Genomic DNA, 25,203 nt, shown 5'->3' on the forward strand with positions numbered 1-25,203 from the left:
GTGTCTTTCAACGGTGATGGCCGCGCTGGCAAATCCCAGTGCGGCGTCTTCCGATTTTGACTTGAATCCAGATGTAGTTTTGCCTGCTGGCCGCAAACTGCGTCTCGCCGGTGTTTTGGTGCCGATCCTGTGCAATGATACCGGGGCAGAGGTCTATTTGACGAAACGCTCTTCGGCGTTGAAACACCATCCCGGTCAAATCGCTTTTCCGGGTGGCAAGCAGGACGCAAGCGATAAGGATATCACCCAGACCGCCTTGCGAGAAGCATCGGAAGAGATCGGGTTGGAGCCGACGAACGTTCGGGTTCTGGGTCAGATGCCCTCGCATGAAACGGTGACTGGCTTTGTCGTGACGCCGATTGTTGCACAGGTACTGGAACCTTTTGCACCAAAGCCAGAAGCCGGGGAAGTGGACGAAGTATTCTCGGTACCGCTTTCACATGTAATGGACCGGTCACGCTATTTGGTTCAATCTCGGCGCTGGCGCGGGTCGCGCAGGCACTATTACACTGTGCCCTTTGGACCGTATTACATCTGGGGCGCTACAGCGCGCATATTGTGTGCGTTGGCCGACGCGGCAGATGAATCATGAAGGTTACCGGCGACTGGCTTGATAAACAGGGGACACAGGCGGTCTGTGCCATGTTGACGGATGCCGGATTTCAGGCGCTGTTCGTTGGCGGATGTGTGCGTAACGCGCTGATGAATGAACCCGTCGGTGATATTGATATTGCCACTGATGCGCGACCGGAAACAGTGATTTTGCTGTCCAAAAAAGCAGGATTCAAGCCGGTACCAACAGGGCTTGAGCATGGCACTGTTACTGTTGTTGCAGACCATACCCCTCATGAGATCACGACCTTTCGTAAGGATGTTGAAACGCATGGCCGTCATGCGACGGTGGCTTTTTCCAGTGATGTTATCGAGGATGCAGAACGCCGTGATTTCACCATGAATGCGCTCTACGCCACGGCGAATGGGATGGTGGTTGATCCGCTGGGTGGAATTGATGACCTGCGAGCCAGATATGTGCGTTTTATCGACGACGCAGGTCAGCGTATCCGCGAAGATTACCTGCGCATTCTGCGGTTCTTTCGCTTTCATGCCTGGTATGGTGATCCGCATGGCGGTCTGGATGCGGAAGGGTTGGCTGCTGCCGCTGAACATCTGGATGGGCTGAGCGGGCTGTCACGAGAACGCATTGGCGCCGAGACATTGAAGCTACTGTCCGCACCGGATCCCGCACCTTCTGTCGCAGCAATGCGTGCAACTGGAGTTTTGCGGGCAGTGTTACCTGGGACCGATGATAAATACCTTGCACCGCTTGTGCATATTGAGAGTCTTTTTGCGGTGAAACCAGATCCGCTGCGACGCCTTATGTGCCTAGGTGGCGAAAACCCCATTGAGCTTTTGCGTATGAGTAAGTCGCAGGCACGTCGATTGCAAATACTACGATCCGAGGTTCAGAGTTCCAAAAAGGCGCTGGAATTAGGGTATAGGTTTGGCATTGAAACGGGTTTGGATATCCTGCTGCTGCGGGCGGCCTTTTTGGAACAGCAGCTTGACCAGGCAATTCGAGAGGACTTGAAAACAGGCGCCGCATCCATCTATCCGATTAAGGCGCAAGACCTTATGGCTGACTATACAGGTCCGGCATTGGGGGTGCGCCTGAGGGAGCTTGAGCAACGTTGGATCGACTCAGGTTTCAGCCTCACAAAGAATGAGTTGTTAAACACATGAGCCGCCACACGATTGTCAGGCTGGGTCAACAGGGTGATGGCATCGCCGATGGACCGGTCTATGCGCCGATGACGTTGCCGGGCGAAGTTGTGACCGGAGATCTGGATGGCAATCGCCTTAACAATATTAAGGTCGAAAAACCGTCGCCGGATCGCGTCGCAGCACCCTGCCGTCATTTTCGATCTTGTGGTGGGTGTCAGTTGCAACACGCATCAGATCGCTTTTTGGCCGACTGGAAAGTGGAAATTGTGGCTTCAGCCCTGGCTGCACATGGGCTGGAGGCCGAGTTTCTGCCGATCAGCACATCACCCCAGCGTTCGCGTCGACGTGCAACTTTTGCAGCGCGCCGCACCAAGAAAGGTGCCATGGCCGGATTTCACGCCAAGGTATCGGATGTGATTATTGAAGTTCCCGATTGCCAATTATTGCATCCAGATTTAATGACAGCACTCCCTGTTGCGCAGGCTTTGGCGATGGTTGGCGCAAGTCGGAAGAACGGCATAAATGTTGCGTCGACGCTTTCGTTGAACGGTCTTGATCTTGCGGTTTCGAATGGTAAACCCTTGGATCGCCAACTGCGGATTGAGCTAGCTGCATTGGCCGATACGCATGGATTGGCACGTTTGGCGTGGGATGACGAAATTATTGTCACGCGCCACGTGCCGGAACAGCTTTTTGGAAAGTCACAGGTGCAGCCGCCGCCTGGTTCTTTTTTGCAGGCGACTACTGAAGGGCAGGCAGCTTTGCTGGCTGAGGTTGAAAAAATCACTCGTGGAGCCAGGCGCATTGGCGATCTTTTTGCTGGATGCGGGACGTTCTCATTGCATCTGGCGCAAAACGCAGAAGTGCACGCAGTGGAAGGTGAGGCTGAGATGATCGCCGCGTTGGATGCCGGGTGGCGAAAAACGCCAACTTTGAAACCTGTCACGCATGAGGTCAGAGACCTGTTTCGCAGACCACTTATGCCTGACGAATTGGAACGGTTTGATGCGGTTGTGATTGATCCACCGCGTGCCGGCGCCCAAGCGCAGACGGCTGAACTGTGTCACGCAGCCATTCCGACCATTGCATATGTATCCTGCAACCCAACAAGCTTTGCGCGCGATGCCAGCAGCCTTGTTGCGCAAGGCTATGAGCTTGGTCCGGTGCGAGTCGTCGATCAATTTCGCTGGTCAACTCATGTTGAGTTGGTGGCGGAATTTACATTCAAAACTAAGTGATTTTCGATTTAGGTCTATCCGAAACGGCCTAATCTGGCGTATTAAAGCCATGAGCAGTAATACTTGGTGATAAAAAAATGCGGATAGTGAAATATCTGGCGCTTGTCGTGCTTGTTGCAGGGCTGTCGGCGTGTAGCAGCAGTTCAAAATTCAAAAAATATGACGGTCCCGAGGTCACGCATGTGATTGTCCACAAGGGTGACCGCAGGATGTTCCTGCTGCACAATGGTACGGTGCTGAAATCATACGATATCGAACTTGGATTTGCGCCAAAAGGCCATAAGCAGTTCGAAGGCGATGGTAAGACACCAGAAGGCACATACCGGATTGACCGTCGAAACCCGAATAGCGACTTCCACCTTTCTATCGGCCTCTCCTATCCCAACATCCGCGATATCGCCAAAGCGCAAGCCGTAGGTAAAAGTCCCGGTGGGGATATTTTCATCCACGGCCAGCCCAATAAGAAGTCGGGGACAGGACCGGATTGGACGGCGGGCTGCATTTCGGTCGAGAACGGCGAGATGGAAGATATCTACGCGATGGTAAAGGACGGCACGCTGATTACGGTTCGGCCGTAAAATTTGGGGTGGGCTTATTTGCCCATCACCAGCGTCCACCAAATCTTGCCGTTTTTCTCTTGTAGCCAGGAAAAGCCCATGTCGCGTGCATCAGGGGCAAGGATGACAACGCGTGTATTTGGCTCGTCCATCCAGGCGGCAAGGGTTTCCAGTTCGGTCTCGAATGTCTCCGAGATGTTTTCACCGACGAGTTGACCGGGGTATCCCACGCGGGCGACACGGTCGATCGGAGAAGATCCGTCAGACCCGAAGTGCCAGGGGCGGTTCTGGATCGACATATCCCTGGCATGGGTCGCAGCTGCGGCATTGAGTTTTGCATTAAGCTGAACAGGTGAACGACCAGCGGCCTGTCGGAGCGAGTTGACGGAATCAAGCATGCGGAACTGTATTTCGGCAGTATCACCGGCACGGATACGATATACCTTGGGTAGTGGTTTGCCGTCCGGGCCAACCTGAGATGGCGGTGTTGCACAAGCCGACAGAAGCATTGTTGCGGACAGAAGCAAAACAAGAATACGCGCCATGATGTCAGTCACCCGATTGTTTTCGTTCGACAGCCTTATCTCGTGCTGCGTTGCAGTTCAAACCAAGTTCGCGTAACTTTGCTGATTAACAGATGTTTGATTTGCGACTGAGGCATTCACGCCATATGTTTCGCGCTAGTCATACGCCTTTCGGAAATCTGGAGATCGAAAATGTCCACCAAGTTTGGGAAAGACCTAAGCAGGCGCGCCTTTATGGCGGGAACCGCATCAGTCATCGGGACGCCCCTGATCGCGCAGAGTCTTGATGGTGCAGGCACCGTCGAGATGGAGCAGGAAATCACCGAAGCGGTGCGCCGCAACATCTCTAGCTTCCGTTCATTGGATTGGCAGCCCTATTTCTCGAACCTGAACAATGGCGCGATCCTGGTCGATATCTCTTCACGCGCGCTGCACTACTGGACCGAAGCAGGACAATACAACCTTTATCCCTCCAGCGTTCCGCTGTCCGAAGAGCTGACACGCCGGGGACGCACCAAAGTGGTGCGCAAGGTCGAAGGCCCAAGCTGGCGTCCGACACCTTCGATGTTGAAGCGGAATCCAGACTGGCCCGAATTTGTCGGACCGGGCCCCGACAATCCGCTTGGGACGCACGCGCTTTATCTGAGCTGGACCTATTACCGAATCCACGGCACGCATGATACGCGCAAAATTGGGCGTAGATCGTCGAATGGATGCATCGGCTTATACAACGAACATATTGCTGAGCTTTTCGGAATGGCCAAAGTCGGCACACAAGTGTTGCTAATTTGACGAAAATGCGAGGTTTTCTGGCAAACTGTCCCCAAGATGCATTGGCATTTGCGTAACTTTCCTGTTTAGAAGCCGCCACGAGGTAAGTTTTACGGTACCTGAACCGTATTTGAACGGTGTCAGGAAGATATCTGGAGGATACAATGAAAAAACTCGCTCTTGCAGCCGCATTCACAGCCGCCGCATCGACCGCATTCGCTGGTTCCATGGAAGAGCCAATGATGGAAGCTCCTGTTGTTGTTGAAGAAACAGCAGCAAGCTCGTCCGCCGTTGGCATCTGGGTTCCGCTGCTTCTGCTCGCAATCGTAGCAGCCGTGGTTGCCGCAGACTAATCGTCTGGCAAACAGAATAGAAAAAGGCAGTGGTTTTCCACTGCCTTTTTTCGTTTCAGGATGTACGCGAAGCTTAGTCCACCCAGCCTTGCAAGTTGGTCGCGACAATCGAGGACAGCGCGTGGATGTGAGAATCGCTGTCATTCAGACATGGAATATAGGTAAATTCCTCGCCTCCGGCCTCTTCAAAGCTTTCGCGAATCTCTTCGTTGATCTCTTCCAGCGTTTCGATGCAATCAGCTGAAAAAGCGGGTGCAATCACGGCAATTTTTTTCTTGTCCTCTTCCCGCGCCAGCCGTGCGACCTCTTCAACAGTGTAGGGCTTCAGCCATTCCTCGGGTCCAAAGACCGATTGGAATGTCGTGGTAATCTGCGTGTCATCCCATCCCAGCCGTTCTTTTAGCAACCGCGTGGTTTTCTGACATTGGCAATGATACGGATCGCCTTGCATCAGATACCGTTTTGGCATTCCGTGATAGGAAACAACCAAGATATCAGGACGCTTGACGATATCGGCATAGGCCTCCTCGACCGAAGTGGCGAGCGAGTCAATATATTGAGGATTTTCGAAATAAGGTTCGACGACTCGCGCGGTCGGCTGCCACGTTTCGTCCATCAACGCACGAAAGAACTGATCGTTTGCCGTGGCTGATGTTGCTCCTGCGTAATGCGGGTAGAGCGGAAAAAACAGGATACGGGTGCATCCGGCGTCGACCATCTGGCGCACTTTGGATTTGGTCGAAGGATTGCCATAACGCATGCAGAAATCCACCATCACCTGATCGCCGAAGCGTTCTTGCATGGCCGCAGCCATTTTCTCGGTCTGATCGCGGGTGATTGTCATCAAAGGGCTTTCGCCCTTTTCCTCGTTCCAGATAGATTTGTAGGCTGCACCACTGCTGAATGGTCGCTTGGACAGAATGATCAGTTGAAGCAGCGGTTGCCATTTCCATTTCGGATAGTCGATGACACGTTGATCTGACAGGAATTCATTCAGATAGCGCCGCATCGACCAGTAATCGGTGTTGTCCGGCGTGCCCAGATTGGCCAGCAATACACCGGTCTTCGCGGTTTTGATGCTGGGGTGATCGTCCGGTGCGCTCTGAGGTTGATATGCGTCTGACATCTAAGATCAGTCCCTATTTCACAGATTTCGGGTTGGACATAGCGGAAGGGGCTTTGCCGTCAATCTTTTAGCGGTGTTTCCGTGGCTCCAAGTGCGTCCGCCAATCGGGACGAGGCTGATCCTGGGCGTAATGGTTGAGGTTGGCTGGCGTCGGGTGCCCATCCGGTCAGGAAAATCAGATCAAATGTGGCGGTGATGCGATTCTGGTCGTCGCCAAACCTGTCCCTGTAGATATCACAGGCTCGATCGAACAATCGTTTTTGTGTTCCATGTCTCAGACGGCTCGCGAGGGCATTGTTTTCGCCCATTGCCTGCAAATCACGCATCAGGTGATGTGGGGAAGTATAGCTGACTTTCGTGGGCAAACTGTCGGCCACGGGCAGTGCGAACCCTGCCCTTTGTAGTAATGCACCCAGATCGCGGATTTCGGCCATCGGAGCCACCCGTGGAGACAGACCCCCAAAAAGATCCGATTCCGCCTGCGCGAGGGCGGCGCGTAATTCATGCAAGGTTTCACCGCCGAACATCACAGCGAGAAAGAGGCCATCAGCCTGAAGTGCGCGACGCACTTGAATCATCTGACCCACAGGATCATCCGCCCAATGCAGACACATGGTATGGATCACCAGATCATGGGCTTGAGGCGCCAATTCAAGGGTAGCATCGTCTGAAACGCAAAGTGCCTCTGTAAAGGTGTTTTGCCAGAATTCAGGAAATCCACTGACAACGGCGATATCGCTAAAGGTTTTATTAACCAGTTCGAGGCGATGCTTGATCTCATCACGGGCAGCCTCGTGCAAAAAAAGCGCAGGTTGACCAGTGCGGTTCGCACGGCGGCGATTGCGGATCAGGGCCGCGCGATCGGTCAGGGTATTCATGGCGGAGACATTAGAGCGATGGCAGCCGGGTTTCAAACAGCCTTGCACCTTATTTATCCACCGCGCTGTACCTTATGCGGCACACATGTCGAAAGTGACTTTGGCCTATGTGGGCCCTGTTGGCGCGACACGCCTTTTATTTCGGGTCTTTGTTGCGACATCTGTGGTGTCCCGTTACCCGGACAGGATTATGGCACCGATGAGGTTTGCGACGATTGCCTGAAAACAGCGCGCCCCTGGAGCCGCGGTCGTGCGGCATTGGTCTATCGGGATAACGGTCGCAAACTTGTATTGGCTTTAAAACACGGTGATCGCCACGATGTGGTTCGCCCCGCCGCGCTGTGGTTGGCGCGGGCAGCAGCACCGCTATTGTCTGAAGATATGTTGATAGCACCTGTCCCGTTGCATTGGATGCGCATGCTTAAGCGACGCTACAATCAATCGGCCTTACTGGTGAAGGCTCTCTCTCAGGAAACTGGCCTGGATCACTGTCCAGACCTCCTGATCAGACCAAAACGCACCCGGTCGCTGGAAGGTTTGGGCCGAGAAGAGCGTTTTGCAACACTTGCTGAGTCGATCAAAATCCATCCGAAGCGAGGCCACAAAATTGCCGGTCGCAAGGTTCTGTTGCTGGATGACGTCATGACCTCAGGCGCAACGCTTTCGGCCGCGACCCAGGCATGTGTTTCAGCCGGTGCCAAAGATGTGTGTATTCTAACTCTGGCGCGAGTCGCAAAGGACACTTAAGTTCCCGGTCAACACCATATGACAGGATGTGCATCTGATGAAACCGGTCGAAATCTATACATCGCCCATGTGCGGCTTTTGCCATGCCGCCAAACGCCTATTGAAAGACAAGGGTGTCAATTTTTCTGAAATCAATGTCTGGTCAAACCCGGCCCGCAAGCCCGAGATGATCAAACGCGCCAATGGTGGGCGCACCGTGCCGCAGATTTTTGTCGGTGATATCCATGTCGGTGGCTGCGACGACCTTTATGCGCTTGAGCGGGCGGGCAAACTGGATTCGCTGCTGGCTGCGTGAGCGGCATGAAGACGGCGCTTGTCCAACTCAATAGCAGTGATAACCCGAAATCGAACCTGCCTCAGACACGCGCTTTGATTGGTAATGCCGCGCGGCAAGGCGCGAATTTTGTTTTGACGCCGGAAGTAACCAACTGCGTTTCTGCAAGTCGTACGCATCAGGCGAGCGTTTTGCAGACCGAAGATCAGGACATTACGCTTCAATCTTTGCGCGAGCAAGCTGCTGATCTTAGCATCTGGTTGCTGATCGGATCGCTGGCGCTCAAGACCGATGATAACGATGGCCGGTTTTGCAACCGGTCGTTCCTTATTTCGTCCGAGGGTGACATCAAGGCGCGCTATGACAAGATCCATATGTTCGATGTGCAGGTTTCCGAAACCGAAACCTATCGCGAATCGGCGGGGTATAGACCGGGCGAATGCAGTGTTTTAACCAAGGTCGCCGATGTCAGCTTGGGAATGACGATTTGCTACGATCTGCGGTTTCCACATGTTTACAGGGGTTTGGCTCAGGCTGGAGCAGATGTGATTACGGTTCCATCGGCGTTTTCGCCGGTCACCGGTGCCGCGCATTGGGAGGTACTGTTGCGCGCCCGCGCCATTGAAAATGGGTGTTACATCCTTGCACCCGCGCAGACAGGCTTGCATTCGGCACAGGTCGGTCGCGCGCGCGAAACATACGGTCATTCAATCGCAATAGACCCTTGGGGACGTGTTATTGAAGACGCCGGAACGGAGCCCGGGATCATTATCGTTGATCTGGACCCCTCCGAGGTGGCAAAAGCGCGAGAGCGTATCCCTTCGCTGATACATGGAACCGATTTTGGCAGCCCTTGAATGAATGACGAAACCAGAAATTCCTTGGCGGTCGCCCTGTTCAGCGAGATTTTGACCAACGACCAGTTAATCAGAAACCGCCTGACACGTGTGCTGCCCAAAGGGATGGAGGTGTCTCATTTTTCGGTCTTGAACCATTTGGCGCATTTGAATGATGAACGCAGCCCTGCGCAACTGGCGAAAAACTTTCACGTCACGCGCGGTGCGATGACCAATACGCTCAGCAAGCTTGAACTTGCGGGCTATGTTCACATTCGACCTGATTGGGATGACGCACGTCGGAAAATGGTCGCGATCAGCCCGGCGGGACGCACTGCGCGTGAGGCCGCGATCAGCGCAATTGCACCGATGATATCAGAGATGGTCGCAGACCTGGGCGAGGACAAGGTACGCGCCACGCTACCGGTGATGCGCGAATTACGGGGTCGCCTGGAATCCAAGGACTAAAGACCGAGGTTAGGCAGATGCCGCTGGTTTTACGCTGGTTGTCACATAGTTGACGCTCAGATCGCGCGGCGAGAGAGACCAAGACCAAAGCACTGGATTGAAGACAAAACCCTTGCGGTCGACCGGTTCCAAACCTGCCTTTTTCAGCAATTCGTAAAGCTCATCCGGGGTAATAAACTTGTGCCATTCATGGGTGCCCTTCGGCAACCAGCGCATCACATATTCCGCGCCAACAATGGCCATGGCAAAGCTTTTTGCGTTACGATTGATGGTCGAACAAAGGTGAATGCCACCTGGGCGCAAGAGTTGTCGGCAAGCCGTCAGATAGGCCAGCGGATCGGCGACATGTTCGACAACTTCCATATTCAGTACCGCGTCGAACTGCTCGCCAGAATCGGCCATCGCTTCGGCTGTTGTATGGCGATAATCAATCTCCAGCCCGCTTTGTTCCGCATGAAGTTGTGCCACGGGAATATTGCGTTCAGCCGCATCAGCGCCGACGACCTCAGCTCCCAAACGTGCCATCGGCTCACTTAGTAAACCACCTCCGCAACCGATATCGAGAACGCGCAGACCTTTGAATGGGCTCGGTTGGGACAGATCGCGATCAAACTCGGCGGCAATCTGATTTGTGATATAGTCCAACCTGCATGGGTTGAGCATGTGCAGCGGTTTGAATTTGCCGTTCGGATCCCACCATTCCGCGGCCATCGCCTCGAATTTGGCAACTTCGGCGGGATCAATCGTTGTGTGAGCGGCTTGCATTCTGCTCTCCATATGCTCTTGATGGTATTGCCCATTATATAGGACGGTCATGGATAAATTCTCAGGCCAAAAGAGCGCAGTCCAGTATTTGTATCCACCGGTTGAACCCTTTGACCGGCAAATGATGGATGTGGGCGATGGACACAAGGTTTATGTCGAGCAATCCGGCAATCGCGAAGGCTTGCCGGTGGTCGTTTTGCATGGCGGTCCGGGGGGCGGGTGCAGCCCGGCGATGAGGCGCTATTTTGACCCCAAGGTTTATCGCATCGTTTTGTTTGATCAGCGCGGCTGTGGCCGGTCAAAGCCCCATGCCAGTGTCGAAGCGAATACAACCTGGCATCTGGTTGCGGATATCGAGCGCATCCGCCAGAGCTTTGGCATTGAGAACTGGATCGTTTTTGGTGGAAGCTGGGGTGCGACGCTGGCGTTGATCTACGCACAGGCCCATCCTGAACGGGTGGCGCAATTGGTGCTTCGGGGTGTCTTCATGATGACCCAGGCTGAGCTGGCGTGGTTCTATGGCGGGGCTGCCGGGCAATTCTGGCCTGAGACCTGGGAGCGTTTTCAAGAGCTTATCCCCGAGGATGAGCGGGGCGACATGATCGCGGCTTACCACAAACGCTTGTTCTCGGAGGATGCTACGGCGCAGACGGTCTATGCCAAAGCTTGGTCTGCCTGGGAAAACGCGGTTGCGACCGTGCATTCCACCGGGTCGAGTGGTGACAGCCCGGCGGAGTATGCGAGGGCCTTTGCGAGGCTGGAAAATCACTATTTCACCCATGCCGGATTTCTTGAGTACGATGGCCAAATTTTGGATCAGATGGGTAAGATATCGCATATTCCGGGCACGATCGTGCAAGGGCGGTTTGACATGATCTGCCCGCCCCGCACCGCGTACAGGCTGGCCAAAGCCTGGGGGACAAATGCGGATTTGCGGATGATTCCAGTGGCGGGGCATGCCTTGTCCGAGCCGGGGATCAGTGCTGAGCTTGTAGGCGTGATGGACCGGTTGGCGCGCCAGCGTTAACCCCCCGAATCAGGCCAAAAAACCCTGTCGGTATAACGTCGGTATTTTGTCGGTATAACGTCGGTGCCGCTGTCGGTTGGCCGTTGTCTTGAAATTTTGGACGGGCAGAACGGTTCTTCGCGCTACTCTTAAACAAAACAGGGAGCGATTCGATGACAGATACACCGGAAATCGAAGAACGTGAAAACGGGCCGCTGGTGGCCAAGGGAATTGCCCGCATGGTTGGACCGGATGGCGCAGAGGTCGAAACCAAGGAGGTGATGGCGCTGTGCCGCTGTGGTCAGTCCAAGAACAAACCCTTCTGCGATGGCAGCCACAAGGAAGCCGGTTTTGAGAGCCGGGGTGGCGAACCCGCGGGCAAGGACAAGCTGCTGACCTATGTGGGTGCCAACGCAACCGTGACATATAACCCGATGATCTGTTCGCATGCAGCAGAGTGCGGACGTTTGGCCAGCAACATTTTCAACCCGGAACAGAAACCCTGGGTGCAGCCCGACAACGGGACCGTTGCTGAGGTTGAGGCTGTCGTGGCCGCCTGCCCATCCGGGGCGCTGGCGCTGAAACATGCTGATGGCGCGCTTGAGCATCATCTGGCGGACCGCTGCAACGTGGTGATCGAAAAGAACGGGCCCTATTGGATCCAAAATGTCAAATCACCGGTGAGTGTGCAGGGCGAGGGCATGTCATCGAAAAAATATGTGCTGTGCCGCTGCGGGCTGAGTGGGAACAAACCCTATTGCGACGGGTCGCATCGGGACAAGGGATGGCGGGACGACTGATTGATATTCAGCGTCTGGCCTGTGGCAGCCTTATCCAAAAATGCGCTGCTTATGTTTGCAGCGATGTTCGTGGTGCTGAACTGTAAATGATGCAACCGGGCAGGTTGATGCCGCCCCGGATTTTCAGACCGGCGTGATCCCGATGCTTTCAGCCATATTCGACAAAAAGGTCATAGGAGCAGCTATAGACGGGGCTAATCAGCTGGACAACCAATCCCTCCTGGCCATCTAAACGCAGCCCCCAGGTTTTGACGCTGTTTTCTTCTGGGAAAAAGGGATCGAGAAAACCGATGCCTGCTTCATTGGCATGGAAGGCATTTATCTTGCAGGAGTAATTATTTGAACGGCTCCGGATCTTTACGTTCAACGTTTGCTGCGCTGAATCCAACGGGATATAGTACCAGTCGTCTGATGATTGCGTAACGATACCCGAAATTGCGCCACCGACTTCTATTACATTGGCCTGCTCCCAACTGTCGTTGGGTTCTGCTTCTTTCCCGTCAGCAGTTGGTCGGGGTGGAGCGGCGGAACCGCCTGTGCTGTTGGTGCCCGGTTCTTCTTTGGTCTCAGCTTGAATTTCGTCAGGTGCTGGGTTCGGAACATTTTGTGCAGCTTCGTGACGGACAGGCACGAAAATCGGTACCGTGAGGAAAGCAGCGCCGACAAGGAAGACAACCAATCCGATCGAGGATGCGTTGAATTTCAGTCCGAATATTTCGATTTTCGTTAAGCCATCAACCAATGGCGGTCGAAAGATAAACCAGAGGCCTACCAGCGAAAAAACGGCCCCAAGCGCCATGATGGCGTAAATCTGGATACTGGTCAGATCTTGCAGCATTCGTCCCCTAATGCCTTTTTAAAAGAATTACTTGTTTTTCAACCGATGGTAGCACAGCGGCGCAAGCGAGTCTTTACGGCGAAAAATGGCGCGCTGAATGACGTATTCGCCGGCCCCGAAATTAGAATGTGTTTGCAGTTTGAAATTGCTGCAAGGCCGACGGGCGGCTTTGCCCGAATTGTCATCTATCTTGGTCTGTTTTGAGCCGGTTGAGGGATGACAGGATCAGATATCTTCGCGAAGTTGTCGTTCGTAGTAATCAGCGTCGAACCAACCCAGTGAGGATTTGACCTTGAGGTTCTCATCCAGATCCCATTCTTCCCAACCCTGAAACGCGACTTTCTTGCCGGATTCGGCGTGAGTGCCGGTGAAGGTCCAGACATAGACAGCGTGATCTCCGGCGATGAAACTGTGATCAAAGCGCAGGACCAAGTCGGGGAATTCATCGCAAAAGCCTTTGACCATTTCACCGATATCGGCGTGACCGATCATCGGGTCGCCCCGGTTGATGCTGAACACAGCATCATCGGAGTAAGAGGCGGCAACCCCTTCCGGAGATTTGGCGCACCAAGCGTCGATATGTTTGGTGATCAAATCTTGTATTGCGTCTGGTGTTGGCACCGATTTCCCCCACGGTTTCTTTCATTTTCGACTAGAGTGATCGGATTCTTACAAGTCAAGTCGACGATAACCAAAGACAAGCCTTGCAGACTCAGAGTACCGGGCGTATATGCATCTCAACAGCGGCGCTTGCGGGTCCACACCGACAGGCTCCACCGGAAAGTGTGACGGGCCGCGCGCCCGTTTTTTTGTGCTTGGAACCCATGACCAACGATCTGATTGCAAAAGCAGCGATTGACCGCCGGATGGCCGAGATCATCATCCCTGTCATCGAAGATATGGGGTTTGAGCTGGTGCGCGTGCGTTTGATGGGCGGCAAGTCGCATATTTTGCAGATCATGGCTGAGCGGCCCGAGGGCGGCATCGAAGTGGATGACTGTGCCCAGATCAGCACGGCCGTCAGCGCGGTGCTGGATGTCGAAGACCCGATCACCGAGGCCTATACGCTGGAAGTGTCATCGCCCGGGATCGACCGGCCGCTGACGCGGCTCAAGGATTTCGAGGCGTTCGAGGGTTATGAGGCCAAGATCGAGACCGCCGATCTGATCGACGGGCGGAAACGCTTCAAGGGTATGTTGGCGGGTGTTGAGGGCAGCGAAGTGCTGATCAATGTCGAGGAAGGCACGATCGGGCTGGAGTTTGACTGGCTGGCCGATGCCAAGCTGGTGCTGACCGACGAGTTGATCAAGGAAATGCTGCGTCAGCGCAAGGCGGCGGGCACACTGAACGAAGACGAATTTGACGATATAGAGACCGAAACCGGCTCTGAGGAGGACTGAGAGAATGGCAATCACATCTGCCAACCAGCTGGAACTGCTGCAAACCGCCGAGGCCGTGGCCCGCGAAAAGATGATCGACCCTGTGCTGGTGATCGAAGCGATGGAAGAAAGCCTCGCCCGGGCGGCCAAGTCGCGCTACGGCGCCGAAATGGATATCCGTGTCAGCATCGACCGCAAGACCGGCAAAGCGACCTTTACCCGGGTTCGGACTGTTGTCGAGGACGAGGAGCTTGAGAATTATCAGTCGGAATTCACTGTCGAACAGGCGAAACAGTATCTGGAAGACCCCAAGGTCGGTGACCAGCTCATCGAGGAAGTACCACCGGTGGATATGGGCCGGATCGCCGCGCAGTCGGCCAAGCAGGTGATCCTGCAGAAGGTGCGCGAAGCCGAGCGTGATCGTCAGTTCGAGGAATTCAAGGACCGCGCCGGCACGATCATCAACGGTCAGGTCAAGCGCGAGGAATATGGCAACGTCATCGTCGATGTGGGACGGGGCGAGGCGATTCTGCGCCGGAACGAAAAGATCGGTCGCGAATCGTATCGCCCGAACGACCGTATCCGCTGTTACATCAAGGATGTGCGCCGCGAGGCCCGTGGCCCGCAGATTTTCCTGAGCCGCACTGCACCGGAATTCATGGCGGAGCTGTTCAAGATGGAAGTGCCCGAGATTTATGATGGCATCATCGAGATTAAGGCGGTGGCCCGTGATCCGGGTTCGCGCGCGAAGATCGCCGTGATCAGCTATGACAGCTCGATTGACCCGGTGGGTGCCTGTGTGGGTATGCGCGGCAGCCGGGTGCAGGCCGTGGTGAACGAGCTTCAGGGCGAAAAGATCGACATCATCCCGTGGAACGAAGATCAGCCGACCTTCCTGGTGAACGCGCTGCAGCCTGCCGAGGTTTCGAAGGTGGTTCTGGACGAAGAGGCCGAACGGATCGAGGTTGTCGTGCCCGAGGAGCAGCTTTCGCTGGCAATCGGTCGCCGTGGTCAGAACGTGCGTCTGGCCAGTCAGCTGACCAGTCTGGATATCGACATCATGACCGAGGCCGAGGATTCGGAACGTCGTCAGCGTGAGTTCGAAGAGCGCACCAAGCTCTTTATGGATACGCTGGATCTGGACGAGTTCTTTGCGCAGCTTCTGGTTTCGGAAGGGTTCACCAACCTTGAAGAGGTCGCCTATGTCGAGCTGGACGAACTGCTGGTGATCGACGGCGTTGACGAAGACACCGCCAAGGAATTACAGGCACGGGCGCGCGATGTGCTGGACGCGCAGGCGAAGGCCGCATTGGACAAGGCGCGCGAGCTGGGTGTCGAGGACAGCCTGGTTGAATTCGAGGGCCTGACACCCCAGATGATTCAGGCATTGGCCGAAGATGGCGTGAAATCGCTGGAAGACTTTGCAACCTGCGCCGACTGGGAACTTGCCGGAGGCTGGACCACCAATGACGGTGAGCGGGTCAAAGATGACGGTATTCTGGAACCATATGATGTCTCGCTGGAGGAAGCGCAGAACATGGTGATGACCGCCCGTATCATGCTGGGTTGGGTCGATCCTGCCGATCTAGAGGCTGACGAGGCCGAAGAAGATGGTGAGATTGGCGAAGAACAGGAGGCTGAGGCCTGATTTATCAGGCCTCGGAGGCACCTGATGGGTCGCGGCGGGCAACCCAAAGATCGGACGGATGGTCCTGAGCGCAAGTGCATTGCCACGGGTGAGGTGCAGCCAAAGCATGGCCTCATCCGCTTTGCCGTGGGACCGGATGGGCAGATCGCGCCGGATTTGGCGGGAAAACTGCCGGGTCGGGGCATCTGGCTGTCCGCGGATCGCGCGGCGGTGGATAAGGCTGCCAAGAAGGGCCTGTTTGCCCGTGCGACCAAGCAACCGGTGACCGTGCCTGACGCTCTGGCCGACCTGCTGGAAAGCATGCTGGCGCGCCGTGTGATCGAGTTGATCAGCCTTGCCCGTAAGGGGGGCCGGGCTACAACAGGATATGAGCGGGTCAAGGATTGGTTGACTAAGGACGAGGCCGAGGTATTGATCCAGGCCAGCGATGGCTCGGAGCGGGGGAAATCGAAACTGAGCACGCCCCATGGCGGCAGTTTCATAGGCTGGCTGACAGCGGCAGAGCTGGGCCAGGCCTTTGGCCGACAAACAGCGGTGCATGCGGCACTGGGTGCTGGTGGTTTGTCCAAACGTGTTGTAGAGGAGGCGGCAAGGTTAAAAGGCCTTCGCGTCTCGGACGGTGACAAGGGTCACCGGAAAGGAAAGTAGAAGCAGATGAGCGACAACGACGGAAAGAAAACACTGGGCGTTCGTGGCGGTCCCCGTGCGGGGAATGTGAAGCAGAGCTTCAGCCATGGCCGGACCAAGAACGTCGTGGTGGAAACCAAGCGTAAGCGCATCGTCAAACCGGCGACGGGCGCGGCCAGTTCTGCTGCGCCGTCGAAAGCTTCGGGTCCAGGCAGTTCGGCCAAACGCCCGGCGGGGATTTCCGATGCGGAAATGGAACGCCGGATGAAGGCGTTGCAAGCGGCCAAGGAACGCGAAGTCGAAGAGGCCGCGACGCGTGAAGCCGAAGAGCAAAAGCGTGAAGCTGAACGCATGCGCCGCCGCGAAGAAGCCGAAGCCAAAGAACGTGAAGAGCAGGAGCGTGCTGAACGCGCCAAGGCCAAGGCCGAAGCGGAAGAGCGTGCGAAAGCAGAAGCCGAAGCTGCCGCCAAGCAGGCCGCCGCGGTCGCGGCACAGCCCGCCGCCGCCCCGCCAGCGGAGCGTGGCAGCGCGCCGTCGAAGCCGGCGCAAGCACCGCGTAAACAGGACAAGGACCGTGATCAGCAACGCCGTGGCAAGGGCCGTGGTGGCGATGATGGACGTCGGTCCGGCAAGTTGACGCTGAATCAGGCGCTGGCTGGTGGCGAAGGTGGTCGTCAGAAATCGCTGGCGGCGATGAAGCGTAAACAGGAACGTGCCCGGCAAAAAGCCATGGGTGGCAGCGTTGAGCGTGAAAAGGTCGTGCGCGATGTGCAACTGCCTGAAACCATTGTTGTTTCCGAGCTGGCCAACCGGATGGCGGAACGTGTGGGTGATGTTGTCAAAGCCTTGATGAACAATGGCATGATGGTCACTCAGAACGAACCGATTGATGCCGATACCGCCGAACTGATCATCGAAGAGTTCGGCCACAAGGTGGTGCGCGTCAGCGATGCCGACGTGGAAGATGTGATCGCGCAAGTTGACGACAAGGACGAAGATCTTGAGCCGCGTCCGCCGGTGATCACGATCATGGGCCATGTTGACCACGGCAAGACCTCTCTTTTGGATGCGATCCGCGATGCCAAGGTTGTCGCGGGCGAAGCGGGCGGGATTACCCAGCATATCGGCGCCTATCAGGTGAAAACCGATGGCGGCACTGTGCTGAGCTTCCTCGACACTCCCGGACACGCGGCCTTTACCAGCATGCGGGCCCGCGGCGCGCAGGTGACCGATATCGTTGTTCTGGTTGTGGCCGCAGACGATGCGGTGATGCCGCAGACGATTGAGGCGATCAATCACGCCAAGGCGGCAGAGGTGCCGATGATCGTGGCGATCAACAAGGTCGATCTGCCTGCGGCTGATCCGGACAAGGTCCGTTCGGACCTCTTGCGTCACGAGGTTATCGTCGAGGCGATGTCGGGCGAGGTGCAGGATGTCGAGGTATCGGCGCATACCGGTCAGGGTCTGGATGAACTGTTGGAGGCCATCGCGCTTCAGGCGGAAATCCTGGAACTGAAGGCGAACCCGAATCGCGCTGCCGAAGGTGCCGTGATTGAGGCGCAGCTGGATGTGGGTCGTGGTCCTGTGGCGACGGTTCTGGTTCAGAACGGTACGCTACGTCAGGGCGATATCTTTGTCGTGGGTGAGCAATACGGTAAAGTCCGCGCGCTGATCAACGATCGGGGCGATCGCGTGAATGAGGCCGGACCATCGGTTCCGGTCGAGGTTCTTGGTTTGAACGGCACACCTGAAGCGGGCGACGTTCTGAACGTGGTCGACACCGATGCGCAGGCGCGTGAGATCGCCGAATATCGTGAGAAGGCCGCCAAGGATAAACGTGCCGCAGCTGGCGCTGCGACCTCGCTGGAACAGTTGATGGCCAACGCCAAGGAAAACGAGAATGTCTCGGAGATGCCTATTCTGGTGAAAGCCGACGTGCAGGGGTCTGCCGAGGCGATCGTTCAGGCGATGGAGAAGATCGGCAACGACGAAGTGCGCGTACGCGTGTTGCATTCGGGCGTGGGTGCGATCACCGAATCCGATATCGGTTTGGCGGAAGCATCGGGTGCTCCAGTGTTTGGTTTCAACGTGCGAGCCAATGCGCCGGCGCGTAACAGTGCCAACCAGAAAGGTGTCGAAATCCGCTATTATTCGGTCATCTACGATCTGGTGGATGATGTGAAGGCGGCAGCCTCGGGTCTGCTGGGCGCTGAAATTCGCGAGAACTTCATCGGTTATGCGAAGATCAAAGAGGTCTTCAAGGTCACAGGTGTCGGCAAGGTAGCGGGCTGTCTGGTGACCGAAGGCGTTGCACGCCGGTCGGCTGGTGTGCGTCTGCTGCGCGACGATGTCGTGATCCACGAAGGCACGCTGAAAACCCTCAAGCGCTTCAAGGATGAAGTGCCCGAGGTTCAGTCGGGTCAGGAATGCGGTATGGCGTTCGAGAATTATGACGACATCCGTGCCGACGATGTGATCGAAATCTTCGAGCGCGAAGAAGTCGAACGCTCGCTCGATTGATCAGTGCGAGATTTTATTGCGAAAGGGCCGGTTGATCCGGCCCTTTTTTCGTTTGAAGACAGAGAGATAAGGCGCTTGAACCTTAAAGGAAAAGCGTCAGCGTATGGGCGTTGCCGTTTTGGCAGCTGTGCCATCTCTGACGACTGGGGGCCTGTTTGCCTGCTGTATTGTCGCAGTAGGCTTGCATGACAGGAGTTGTCTTGCAAAGCCGCGCAGATCCAATTCGCCCGGTCCGTTTGGCCCAAACACGGCTCTGTCGAAATCATTTAGCAGGCGCTGATGTTCCGGGGTTGCCCCCTCCTGTCGGATCAGGTCTGCGGCAGCCCGGCGTACGCCGGGTAGATCGCCTGTCCGGGCAGCCCGGCGCAACGCCCGCCGGGTTGGGTTGAATAGTGGAAATCGCGCCAATGCCGTTCGCCCATCGAACCGGCGGCCAAAGATCATCGCGACCAGCCCTGCCAATGTTGCTGTCGCCCCGGTGCTGAACAGAAACCAGGGATGTAACTGCGCGTCAGAGGGTGCGGAATTTGTGGTTGCAGCGCTTGGGCTGTTCGCTGCCTTCATTGCGACGCGCTGGGCTGTGATCGTTACCTCATGCACCTGCCGGGTGATCGTATCGAAATAGTTGAACTTGATCGGTTCCAGGATCGCCGATGCGCCATTGGTGGGCCGGATCGTCCAGCGCCAGAACGCGATGGATACCGGCCCCTGCGGGGACAGTTCAACCAGGCGTTTTTCCGGGTGCGGAAAGATCATCGCGCTGGGTGAACTCAGCGCTGGCATCGGGGGGATCATGTCGGGAGATACGCCCACGGCGGTGATCCGGATCACCCTTAGCACGCCTTCTCCGTCTGCCAGCTGATCGGGCGCGTTGGACCATTGATCGCTGATTTCCAACCGCCGCGTCGGAAACCACCAGCCATCGGTGACCGGTGCAGGTGCCACCCTGATCGAAATCGGTTCGGATTGGATATCATGGCCGAACCAGTCATCTCCTTCGTCGGTCAGCGTCAGGTGATGCACAAACGGCCCGATCTCAAGTTTTCCGGTTCGATCCGGGAATAGCGCCATTCGGCGTTTGAAGTTCTTGACCTTCTTGCCGTCCATCTGGCTTTCGTACCAATGGTCCTGCCCCAGCTGCATCCAGTTGAATCCGTCCAGCAGGGGCTGTTCCAGTTTTTCGCGGGTGATGTGGCGGCGATAGATACCGTGGATCGTGACCAGCACCATCTCTTGCTGGTAGGGCGTGACATTGCCGTTTTCAATGGACACGGTCAGGGTCAGATCGGCCGGGTTGACCTCGCGCGTCTGCGCCGACGCGACCCCCGTGATCAGGATCAGAAAAAGCGCCAGCAGTCTCATTCGGGATCCTCCGGTACGGGCTGCGCCAAGCCCAGTTTGACCCGTCGCTTACGCTCGTGCTGTATACGCGCCGCCAGATATTCGCCAGGCACATCCGAGAGCGTTTGCAGCCAGCGCCGGTTTGCCACCATGAACTTGTCGTCGAAAACCTTGCGCACCTCGCGTGCGCCATTGCTTTGCAGTTCGGGCAGACCCAGCAACGCACCGCTGTTTGTGGCGCCGTCACCGGTGCCCGCTGCCCGAGCCGATCCTTTTGCGATCGAGGCTTTCACAACAGCGCCGTCGCCGCCATCTTTTTCGGTGAACCATGCAATCGGCGTATCCGGATCCAACGCCAGCCCGGCATAGAAGGCTGCCACCAAATCGAAATTCGCCGCGGCGCGTTCGCTCCCCTGCAAACGGGCGATATCATAGGCCTCAAGCGCGGCGGCATAGCGCCCGGCCTGCACGTGGGCATTGCCCAGGTTCAGCAACATGTCGGCCTTTTGAAACGCCTTCGCGGCGCCGTCATGATCGCCGAAACGATAGAGCGCCGCGCCGCGCCAGCCCGAATCGTCGAACACCTGCGCTGCCAGTCCCGGCAGGCCAAGCCCCATCAACACCCGCCCGAGCGGACTAGCACCACCAATAAGCATCGCCAATGCCAGACACAGCACGGCCAATCCCAGGGTCCAGGTCGCCCGCATCAAACCAACCTCCGGCGGAACAGAATCAACGCGGGGATCAGCGCGGCCAGTAGAAGATAGCGGCCCAAATCGGCCCGAAAGAGCAGCTTGTACTCCTGCTCCTCCAGCCGGTCACGCCCAGATCGCCCCAGAAACCCCGCGAAATCATCTATCTGGGCCAGGTTGAAAACCTTTCCCGCGCCCGCTGCTGCGAGCGTTTCGGCGGCGGGACTGGTCTGCGGTACGATAACTGATAGCCTTGCCTTTTGTCCGGCGATGTCAGATGCGCGTTTGAGCGCCTCGGGTCCCAATCCGGCACCATCGCTGATCAACACGACATCGCCTGCCAGAACGCCGCTGCTTTGCAACATGTCACGCGCCAACGCGAGGCCCAGATGTGGGCGACTGCCGGGGTCTGGCACGGTTTCGGCATCGACCAGTGACAGCGTGATGCCCAACTGGCGTGTATCCGCTGTCAGGTCGGTTGCGACATAGGCATCGCCCGCGAAAATCACCAACCCGGCTGGGCGGCTGCCAAGGGCGGCGATACCGTAGCGTGCGATAGTCTGCATCGCGATCCAATCGGACCCTTCGGTTGCGGATTTCGACGCATCCAGCACAAAGACCACGCCGTCAAGATTGCGAAAGGCGGCCGCTTCGCGCCGTTCAATCGCAGGACCGGCCAGCGCCAACACAACCAACGCCGCAGTGATCAAAGCCGCCATGCCACGTGCGCCGGTGCTGTCGGCTTCAACACGGCCAAGGGCACGCAAAGCGACCATCATAGCCGGATCAATCACCCGGGTCCAATCGCCCAGGCCGACGCTTTGACGGCGTAGGAATACCGCCACGAGGACCAACGCGGGCAGAAGCAAAAGCCAGGTGGGCCGCAACAGGGCGATATCCGTAAAGACGCTCATGCTTCACGCCTCCAGGCCAGAAACAGGCACAGACCTGCCGCCATCGCCGCTGGCCAAACCCATAGCTCACGGTAGATTTCCGCCGCGAGCCCGTCGCTGTCAGTTGCTTCCAACTTGTCCAGTGCGCGCGTCACCTCTTGCAGGTCCTCCGATGTGCGCACCCGGAAGCTCGTGCCACCACTCAGGTCTGATACAGCTTTCAAGGTGGCCGCATCCACAACACCGCGTTCCCCGGGCGTGCTGCTGGCAAGATCCTTGGGGCCAAATGCAATCGTATGAATGCGCACCCCCATGTCTGACGCCAGTTTGGCCACCCCGCGTGGATTGGTGGCCCCGGCGTTGTTCACCCCGTCCGAAAGCAGGATCACAACGCGCGCCGCTGCCTGAGAATTCTTCAGTCGTTTTAACGCCAGCCCCAATGCGTCCGAGATGTTGGTGGCCCGGCCCGAAATCCCAATGGTGCTTTCTTCGATCCGGCGGGCAATCGCCTCTGTATCGAACGAGAACGGTGCAGCGTAATAAGCGTCGGAACCAAAGATGATGAGCGCCACGCGGTCCCCCGCCCGACGTCTGACAAATTCAGCGCCGATGGTTTGCACCGCCTGCAGGCGCGTCACCTGTGCGTCGTCCAGATAGAAATCATCGCGCACCATCGACCCCGACAGATCAATCGCTATCGCCAGATCGCGCCCGGAAACCTTGAGCGCGGGCACCGGAATCAATTGACGCGGTCCGGCAAGCGCAAGGATCAGCAACAGCCAGATTGCGCCTGACAGCAGCCATCGCTGTGCTATCTGAGCGCCTCCTTGCCCAGCCCCGGCCAGAATGTTGCGGCCGATCTGGTCCGGGACAGATAGAACTGCGCCGAATTGTCGGTGCGGGGGTAGCAGATGGTAGGCAAGCAGCGGCAATGGCAGTAACAGTAGAAACCAGGGATCGCTCAATTCAACCATTCTGCATCAATGCCTTTTCCAACGTGTCAGCATCAGGGAGGCCGTCCGGGCGGTAGAGACCCACCGCCAATGGTTTGAAGACTTCGGGCCGGGTATCCTTGAGCAGATGCAGCAGGGCCAGTTTGCGCTCGGAATCCGGTAGCTTTTTCAACTGTGCCAGTTGATCATGCACTGGTATCTGGCGGGTCTTTTTCAGTCGGGGGCGCGACAGGGTTCGCGCGATCAATCCAAGGAAAAGCGCCAGCAGCAATGCCATGCCGATCACGGCAAGCAGCTCTGCAAACAGGCCGCCCGGCGCGTCGGTGGGTAGGCGGATATCCTGCAATCCCGCCAGCACAGCCTCTTCGGTCAGCGCGCGGTCAGCCATGACTGCCCCATTGATCGGCGCTTATTTGGCGTGCAAATTCCTGCACTTCCTGACCAGCATCTAGGGGTAATACGGGCAGATTGGCGATATGTGGTTGCGCAATTGGGTTCTGACGCAGGCCGGAGATGCGAACCCGACGTCTGGTGCCATCAAACAGGCGCATCGGATATGCACCGGCGGGCAGGTCCGTTGATCCGGTATCACCAATCTGTATCAACCTGGGCGTCCTGCGGTGCGATAGCTCACCCAGACAGTCCTCCAACCCGTCGCCCGGCGCGTCGAAACCCGACGCGATGACAATTTCGGCACCCTTCGGAGCGAGGCGGGAAAGGCGCGTCAGGGCGTTTGACAGGGGCGGATCGGTTTGCACCCCATCAAGCGCCTGCTGTAGCGCAGTCGCGTGCGCGCGAACCATACCACCGATCGCGGCGAGCATCCCCTTGGTGCGTCCGCGCGCGGGCACGGCCACGGGGATACCGGCGTTTAGCGCAAGAAGGCCCACACGCCCGCCTTGCTCGACGGCCTGCCAACCGATCAGGACCAATGCTTCTGCGGCTGCGACCGAGCGAAAAGCACGTTTGCTGCCCCATAACATCGCGGGGCGGAAATCAGCCACAAGCAGGGTCACACGATCGCGTTCCTCCTGAAAGGATCGGACATGCAGCGTGCCGGTACGAGCGGTGCTGCCGCGGTCCAGATGGCGGATATCATCGCCTGAAACATATTCACGGACGTCAGCCATTTCCTGCCCTTGACCACGCTTTTTCGACACCATTCCACCCGGAAGTGACGAAAGCTGACCCCTTTCATCTGGATGCAGGACCAGCCCGCGGAGCGCGATCAGTGAATCAGCGCTCAGCGTGACGCCCGGATGATCCAGCGCAGCGGTCACAGTGGTTCGACCGCGTCGAGCACATCGGCGATCAGAGCGCGGGCGGTGCGCCCATCGGCCGTGGCACGCCAGGTCATCACCACGCGGTGGGCAAGGGCGTCAGGAGCCACGGTCTGAACATCTTCGGGTAAGGCATGATCGCGCCCCTCCAGCCAGGCCCGCGCCTTGGATGCTGCTGCTAAGGCCAGCGATCCGCGTGGACTGACCGGATGGTCGATATCGCTGGCAAAAGGATCAGAGCGGGTCGCGGTGACGAGCCTTACGATGTAATCGCGTAGGGGAGAAGATAAATGCACGCTCATCGCCGCCTGCCGCGCCGCACGCACATCAGCCAATGCCAACCGCACCGGCGATACGTTTGCGCCCTGACCTTCGGCCTCGACAAGATCGAGAATGCGTCGTTCGGTTTCGGCGTTGGGCAAGCCCAACACCACATGCATCAGAAACCGGTCTAATTGTGCCTCGGGCAAGGGGAAGGTGCCTTCATGCTCTATCGGGTTTTGCGTGGCGACCACGAGAAAGGGGTCGGGCAGCGCATGGGTCTCATTCCCGCTTGTAACCTGGTTTTCTGCCATCGCTTCGAGAAGGGCTGATTGTACTTTGGGCGGGGCGCGATTGATTTCGTCCACCAGCACCAGATTATGAAACACCGGCCCCGGAACGAATTCGAAATCACCTGATTGGGGCCGAAAGACCGGTGTGCCCGTCAGGTCTGCCGGTAACAGATCGGGTGTGCACTGAATGCGGGAAAAGCCGCCATCCACTGCGTCTGCCAACCATTTCACCGCCCGTGTCTTGGCAAGGCCCGGCGCGCCTTCGATCAGGAGATGACCACCCGTCAGCAAGCCGATCAATAGCCGTTCGATCAGCAATTCATGCCCGATCAGACCGGTCGCCATATGGTCGCGTAGTTGCCCCAAACTTTGCGCCGTATTCTCTGCATCCATGCCAAGGCCCCTTCGCTGCG

General features: G+C 57.0%; 30 protein-coding genes. 17 read left to right on the plus strand and 13 right to left on the minus strand.

Translation table 11 applies throughout. The features are described from left to right. Positions 1-16: 16 nt before the first annotated feature. The 4 genes from Q1B27_RS09120 to Q1B27_RS09135 all read left to right on the plus strand — a co-directional run bounded on the left by Q1B27_RS09120 (position 17) and on the right by Q1B27_RS09135 (position 3,538). Entirely contained in the window at positions 17-592 is a 576-nt protein-coding gene (locus Q1B27_RS09120) for a CoA pyrophosphatase (protein ID WP_299846853.1), read from the plus strand. After that, complete coding sequence (locus Q1B27_RS09125; RefSeq protein WP_299846629.1) at positions 589-1,740, plus strand: CCA tRNA nucleotidyltransferase; 1,152 nt, start codon at positions 589-591, stop codon at positions 1,738-1,740. Before Q1B27_RS09120 ends, Q1B27_RS09125 begins: the two co-directional genes overlap by 4 nt. Beyond that, positions 1,737-2,960 carry a class I SAM-dependent RNA methyltransferase gene (locus Q1B27_RS09130; protein WP_299846631.1) on the plus strand — a complete coding sequence of 408 codons (1,224 nt, stop codon included), beginning with the start codon at positions 1,737-1,739 and terminating at the stop codon, positions 2,958-2,960. Before Q1B27_RS09125 ends, Q1B27_RS09130 begins: the two co-directional genes overlap by 4 nt. 77 nt (positions 2,961-3,037) lie before the next feature. Further along, positions 3,038-3,538, plus strand: coding sequence for a L,D-transpeptidase family protein (locus tag Q1B27_RS09135; RefSeq protein ID WP_299846633.1), 501 nt, complete (start codon positions 3,038-3,040; stop codon positions 3,536-3,538). Between the two features lie 14 nt (positions 3,539-3,552). Here the strand turns inward: Q1B27_RS09135 and Q1B27_RS09140 are convergent, their stop codons facing one another. Beyond that, the gene (locus tag Q1B27_RS09140; protein WP_299846635.1) at positions 3,553-4,062 is read right to left on the minus strand and encodes a CAP domain-containing protein; all 510 of its coding nucleotides are present in this window, start codon (positions 4,060-4,062) and stop codon (positions 3,553-3,555) included. 171 nt (positions 4,063-4,233) lie between these two features. Between Q1B27_RS09140 and Q1B27_RS09145 the strand changes: the two genes are divergently transcribed. Beyond that, positions 4,234-4,833: a L,D-transpeptidase gene (locus tag Q1B27_RS09145; RefSeq protein ID WP_299846638.1), complete on the plus strand. Its 600-nt coding sequence runs from the start codon at positions 4,234-4,236 to the stop codon at positions 4,831-4,833. A 143-nt stretch (positions 4,834-4,976) separates the two neighbouring features. Continuing rightward, positions 4,977-5,165, plus strand: coding sequence for a hypothetical protein (locus Q1B27_RS09150; protein WP_299846640.1), 189 nt, complete (start codon positions 4,977-4,979; stop codon positions 5,163-5,165). 73 nt (positions 5,166-5,238) lie between these two features. On the opposite strand, the gene hemH is transcribed toward Q1B27_RS09150, so the two are convergent. Together hemH and Q1B27_RS09160 are read right to left on the minus strand one after the other, a co-directional pair. Continuing rightward, positions 5,239-6,291 carry a ferrochelatase gene (gene hemH / locus Q1B27_RS09155; protein WP_299846642.1) on the minus strand — a complete coding sequence of 351 codons (1,053 nt, stop codon included), beginning with the start codon at positions 6,289-6,291 and terminating at the stop codon, positions 5,239-5,241. Between the two features lie 59 nt (positions 6,292-6,350). Next, the gene (locus Q1B27_RS09160) at positions 6,351-7,169 is read right to left on the minus strand and encodes an SAM-dependent methyltransferase (RefSeq protein WP_299846644.1); all 819 of its coding nucleotides are present in this window, start codon (positions 7,167-7,169) and stop codon (positions 6,351-6,353) included. 18 nt (positions 7,170-7,187) lie between these two features. Here Q1B27_RS09160 and Q1B27_RS09165 point away from each other — a divergent pair, with 18 nt between their 5' ends. Genes Q1B27_RS09165 through Q1B27_RS09180 form a run of 4 tightly spaced genes read left to right on the plus strand, consistent with a single transcriptional unit; the run spans position 7,188 to position 9,494 of the window. Beyond that, the gene (locus Q1B27_RS09165; protein WP_299846646.1) at positions 7,188-7,916 is read left to right on the plus strand and encodes a ComF family protein; all 729 of its coding nucleotides are present in this window, start codon (positions 7,188-7,190) and stop codon (positions 7,914-7,916) included. 37 nt (positions 7,917-7,953) lie between these two features. Then, entirely contained in the window at positions 7,954-8,211 is a 258-nt protein-coding gene (grxC, locus tag Q1B27_RS09170) for a glutaredoxin 3 (RefSeq protein WP_299846648.1), read from the plus strand. Positions 8,212-8,216: 5 nt separating this feature from the next. Beyond that, positions 8,217-9,047, plus strand: a complete 831-nt coding sequence (locus Q1B27_RS09175; protein WP_299846650.1) for a carbon-nitrogen hydrolase family protein — start codon at positions 8,217-8,219, stop codon at positions 9,045-9,047. Then, positions 9,048-9,494, plus strand: a complete 447-nt coding sequence (locus Q1B27_RS09180) for a MarR family winged helix-turn-helix transcriptional regulator (RefSeq protein ID WP_299846652.1) — start codon at positions 9,048-9,050, stop codon at positions 9,492-9,494. A 9-nt stretch (positions 9,495-9,503) separates the two neighbouring features. On the opposite strand, the gene ubiG is transcribed toward Q1B27_RS09180, so the two are convergent. Next, positions 9,504-10,259 (minus strand): bifunctional 2-polyprenyl-6-hydroxyphenol methylase/3-demethylubiquinol 3-O-methyltransferase UbiG, encoded by a 756-nt coding sequence (gene ubiG, locus Q1B27_RS09185; protein ID WP_299846654.1) that lies wholly within the window; start codon positions 10,257-10,259, stop codon positions 9,504-9,506. Between the two features lie 49 nt (positions 10,260-10,308). On the opposite strand from ubiG, the gene pip reads away from it, so the two are divergent. Both pip and Q1B27_RS09195 read left to right on the plus strand, forming a co-directional pair. Further along, positions 10,309-11,286 carry a prolyl aminopeptidase gene (gene pip, locus Q1B27_RS09190; RefSeq protein ID WP_299846656.1) on the plus strand — a complete coding sequence of 326 codons (978 nt, stop codon included), beginning with the start codon at positions 10,309-10,311 and terminating at the stop codon, positions 11,284-11,286. Positions 11,287-11,438: 152 nt separating this feature from the next. After that, positions 11,439-12,065 (plus strand): CDGSH iron-sulfur domain-containing protein, encoded by a 627-nt coding sequence (locus Q1B27_RS09195; protein ID WP_299846659.1) that lies wholly within the window; start codon positions 11,439-11,441, stop codon positions 12,063-12,065. Positions 12,066-12,213: 148 nt separating this feature from the next. Here the strand turns inward: Q1B27_RS09195 and Q1B27_RS09200 are convergent, their stop codons facing one another. Then, the gene (locus tag Q1B27_RS09200; protein ID WP_299846661.1) at positions 12,214-12,903 is read right to left on the minus strand and encodes a hypothetical protein; all 690 of its coding nucleotides are present in this window, start codon (positions 12,901-12,903) and stop codon (positions 12,214-12,216) included. Between Q1B27_RS09200 and Q1B27_RS09205 the strand changes: the two genes are divergently transcribed. Continuing rightward, complete coding sequence (locus tag Q1B27_RS09205) at positions 12,895-13,107, plus strand: hypothetical protein (protein WP_299846663.1); 213 nt, start codon at positions 12,895-12,897, stop codon at positions 13,105-13,107. The two genes, Q1B27_RS09200 and Q1B27_RS09205, sit on opposite strands and share 9 nt — an antisense overlap. A 21-nt stretch (positions 13,108-13,128) precedes the next feature. Here the strand turns inward: Q1B27_RS09205 and Q1B27_RS09210 are convergent, their stop codons facing one another. Further along, positions 13,129-13,524: a nuclear transport factor 2 family protein gene (locus Q1B27_RS09210; RefSeq protein WP_299846665.1), complete on the minus strand. Its 396-nt coding sequence runs from the start codon at positions 13,522-13,524 to the stop codon at positions 13,129-13,131. Between the two features lie 203 nt (positions 13,525-13,727). Between Q1B27_RS09210 and rimP the strand changes: the two genes are divergently transcribed. The 4 genes from rimP to infB are packed head-to-tail and all read left to right on the plus strand — an operon-like array spanning position 13,728 to position 19,077. After that, entirely contained in the window at positions 13,728-14,303 is a 576-nt protein-coding gene (gene rimP / locus Q1B27_RS09215) for a ribosome maturation factor RimP (RefSeq protein ID WP_299846667.1), read from the plus strand. A gap of 4 nt (positions 14,304-14,307) precedes the next feature. Then, on the plus strand, positions 14,308-15,930 hold the full coding sequence (gene nusA, locus Q1B27_RS09220) for a transcription termination factor NusA (protein ID WP_299846669.1): 1,623 nt from the start codon (positions 14,308-14,310) through the stop codon (positions 15,928-15,930). Positions 15,931-15,954: 24 nt separating this feature from the next. Next, positions 15,955-16,578, plus strand: coding sequence for an RNA-binding protein (locus Q1B27_RS09225; RefSeq protein ID WP_299846671.1), 624 nt, complete (start codon positions 15,955-15,957; stop codon positions 16,576-16,578). 6 nt (positions 16,579-16,584) lie between these two features. Next, on the plus strand, positions 16,585-19,077 hold the full coding sequence (gene infB / locus Q1B27_RS09230; RefSeq protein ID WP_299846672.1) for a translation initiation factor IF-2: 2,493 nt from the start codon (positions 16,585-16,587) through the stop codon (positions 19,075-19,077). 96 nt (positions 19,078-19,173) lie between these two features. Here the strand turns inward: infB and Q1B27_RS09235 are convergent, their stop codons facing one another. From Q1B27_RS09235 to Q1B27_RS09265, 7 genes are read right to left on the minus strand one after another with little or no spacing between them, the layout of a single operon-like run. Next, positions 19,174-20,439 carry a hypothetical protein gene (locus tag Q1B27_RS09235; protein WP_299846690.1) on the minus strand — a complete coding sequence of 422 codons (1,266 nt, stop codon included), beginning with the start codon at positions 20,437-20,439 and terminating at the stop codon, positions 19,174-19,176. Further along, complete coding sequence (locus Q1B27_RS09240) at positions 20,436-21,125, minus strand: tetratricopeptide repeat protein (protein WP_299846692.1); 690 nt, start codon at positions 21,123-21,125, stop codon at positions 20,436-20,438. The genes Q1B27_RS09235 and Q1B27_RS09240 overlap by 4 nt, the downstream gene beginning before the upstream one ends. After that, complete coding sequence (locus Q1B27_RS09245) at positions 21,125-22,024, minus strand: vWA domain-containing protein (RefSeq protein ID WP_299846695.1); 900 nt, start codon at positions 22,022-22,024, stop codon at positions 21,125-21,127. Before Q1B27_RS09245 ends, Q1B27_RS09240 begins: the two co-directional genes overlap by 1 nt. Further along, the gene (locus Q1B27_RS09250) at positions 22,021-22,977 is read right to left on the minus strand and encodes a VWA domain-containing protein (protein ID WP_299846697.1); all 957 of its coding nucleotides are present in this window, start codon (positions 22,975-22,977) and stop codon (positions 22,021-22,023) included. Before Q1B27_RS09250 ends, Q1B27_RS09245 begins: the two co-directional genes overlap by 4 nt. Continuing rightward, positions 22,970-23,344 carry a hypothetical protein gene (locus tag Q1B27_RS09255; protein WP_299846699.1) on the minus strand — a complete coding sequence of 125 codons (375 nt, stop codon included), beginning with the start codon at positions 23,342-23,344 and terminating at the stop codon, positions 22,970-22,972. Before Q1B27_RS09255 ends, Q1B27_RS09250 begins: the two co-directional genes overlap by 8 nt. After that, the gene (locus Q1B27_RS09260; RefSeq protein ID WP_299846701.1) at positions 23,337-24,236 is read right to left on the minus strand and encodes a DUF58 domain-containing protein; all 900 of its coding nucleotides are present in this window, start codon (positions 24,234-24,236) and stop codon (positions 23,337-23,339) included. Before Q1B27_RS09260 ends, Q1B27_RS09255 begins: the two co-directional genes overlap by 8 nt. Continuing rightward, positions 24,233-25,183, minus strand: a complete 951-nt coding sequence (locus Q1B27_RS09265; protein ID WP_299846703.1) for an AAA family ATPase — start codon at positions 25,181-25,183, stop codon at positions 24,233-24,235. The genes Q1B27_RS09260 and Q1B27_RS09265 overlap by 4 nt, the downstream gene beginning before the upstream one ends. Between the last annotated feature and the right edge of the window lie 20 nt (positions 25,184-25,203).

Source organism: uncultured Roseovarius sp., assembly GCF_947489715.1.
GTDB lineage: Bacteria > Pseudomonadota > Alphaproteobacteria > Rhodobacterales > Rhodobacteraceae > Roseovarius.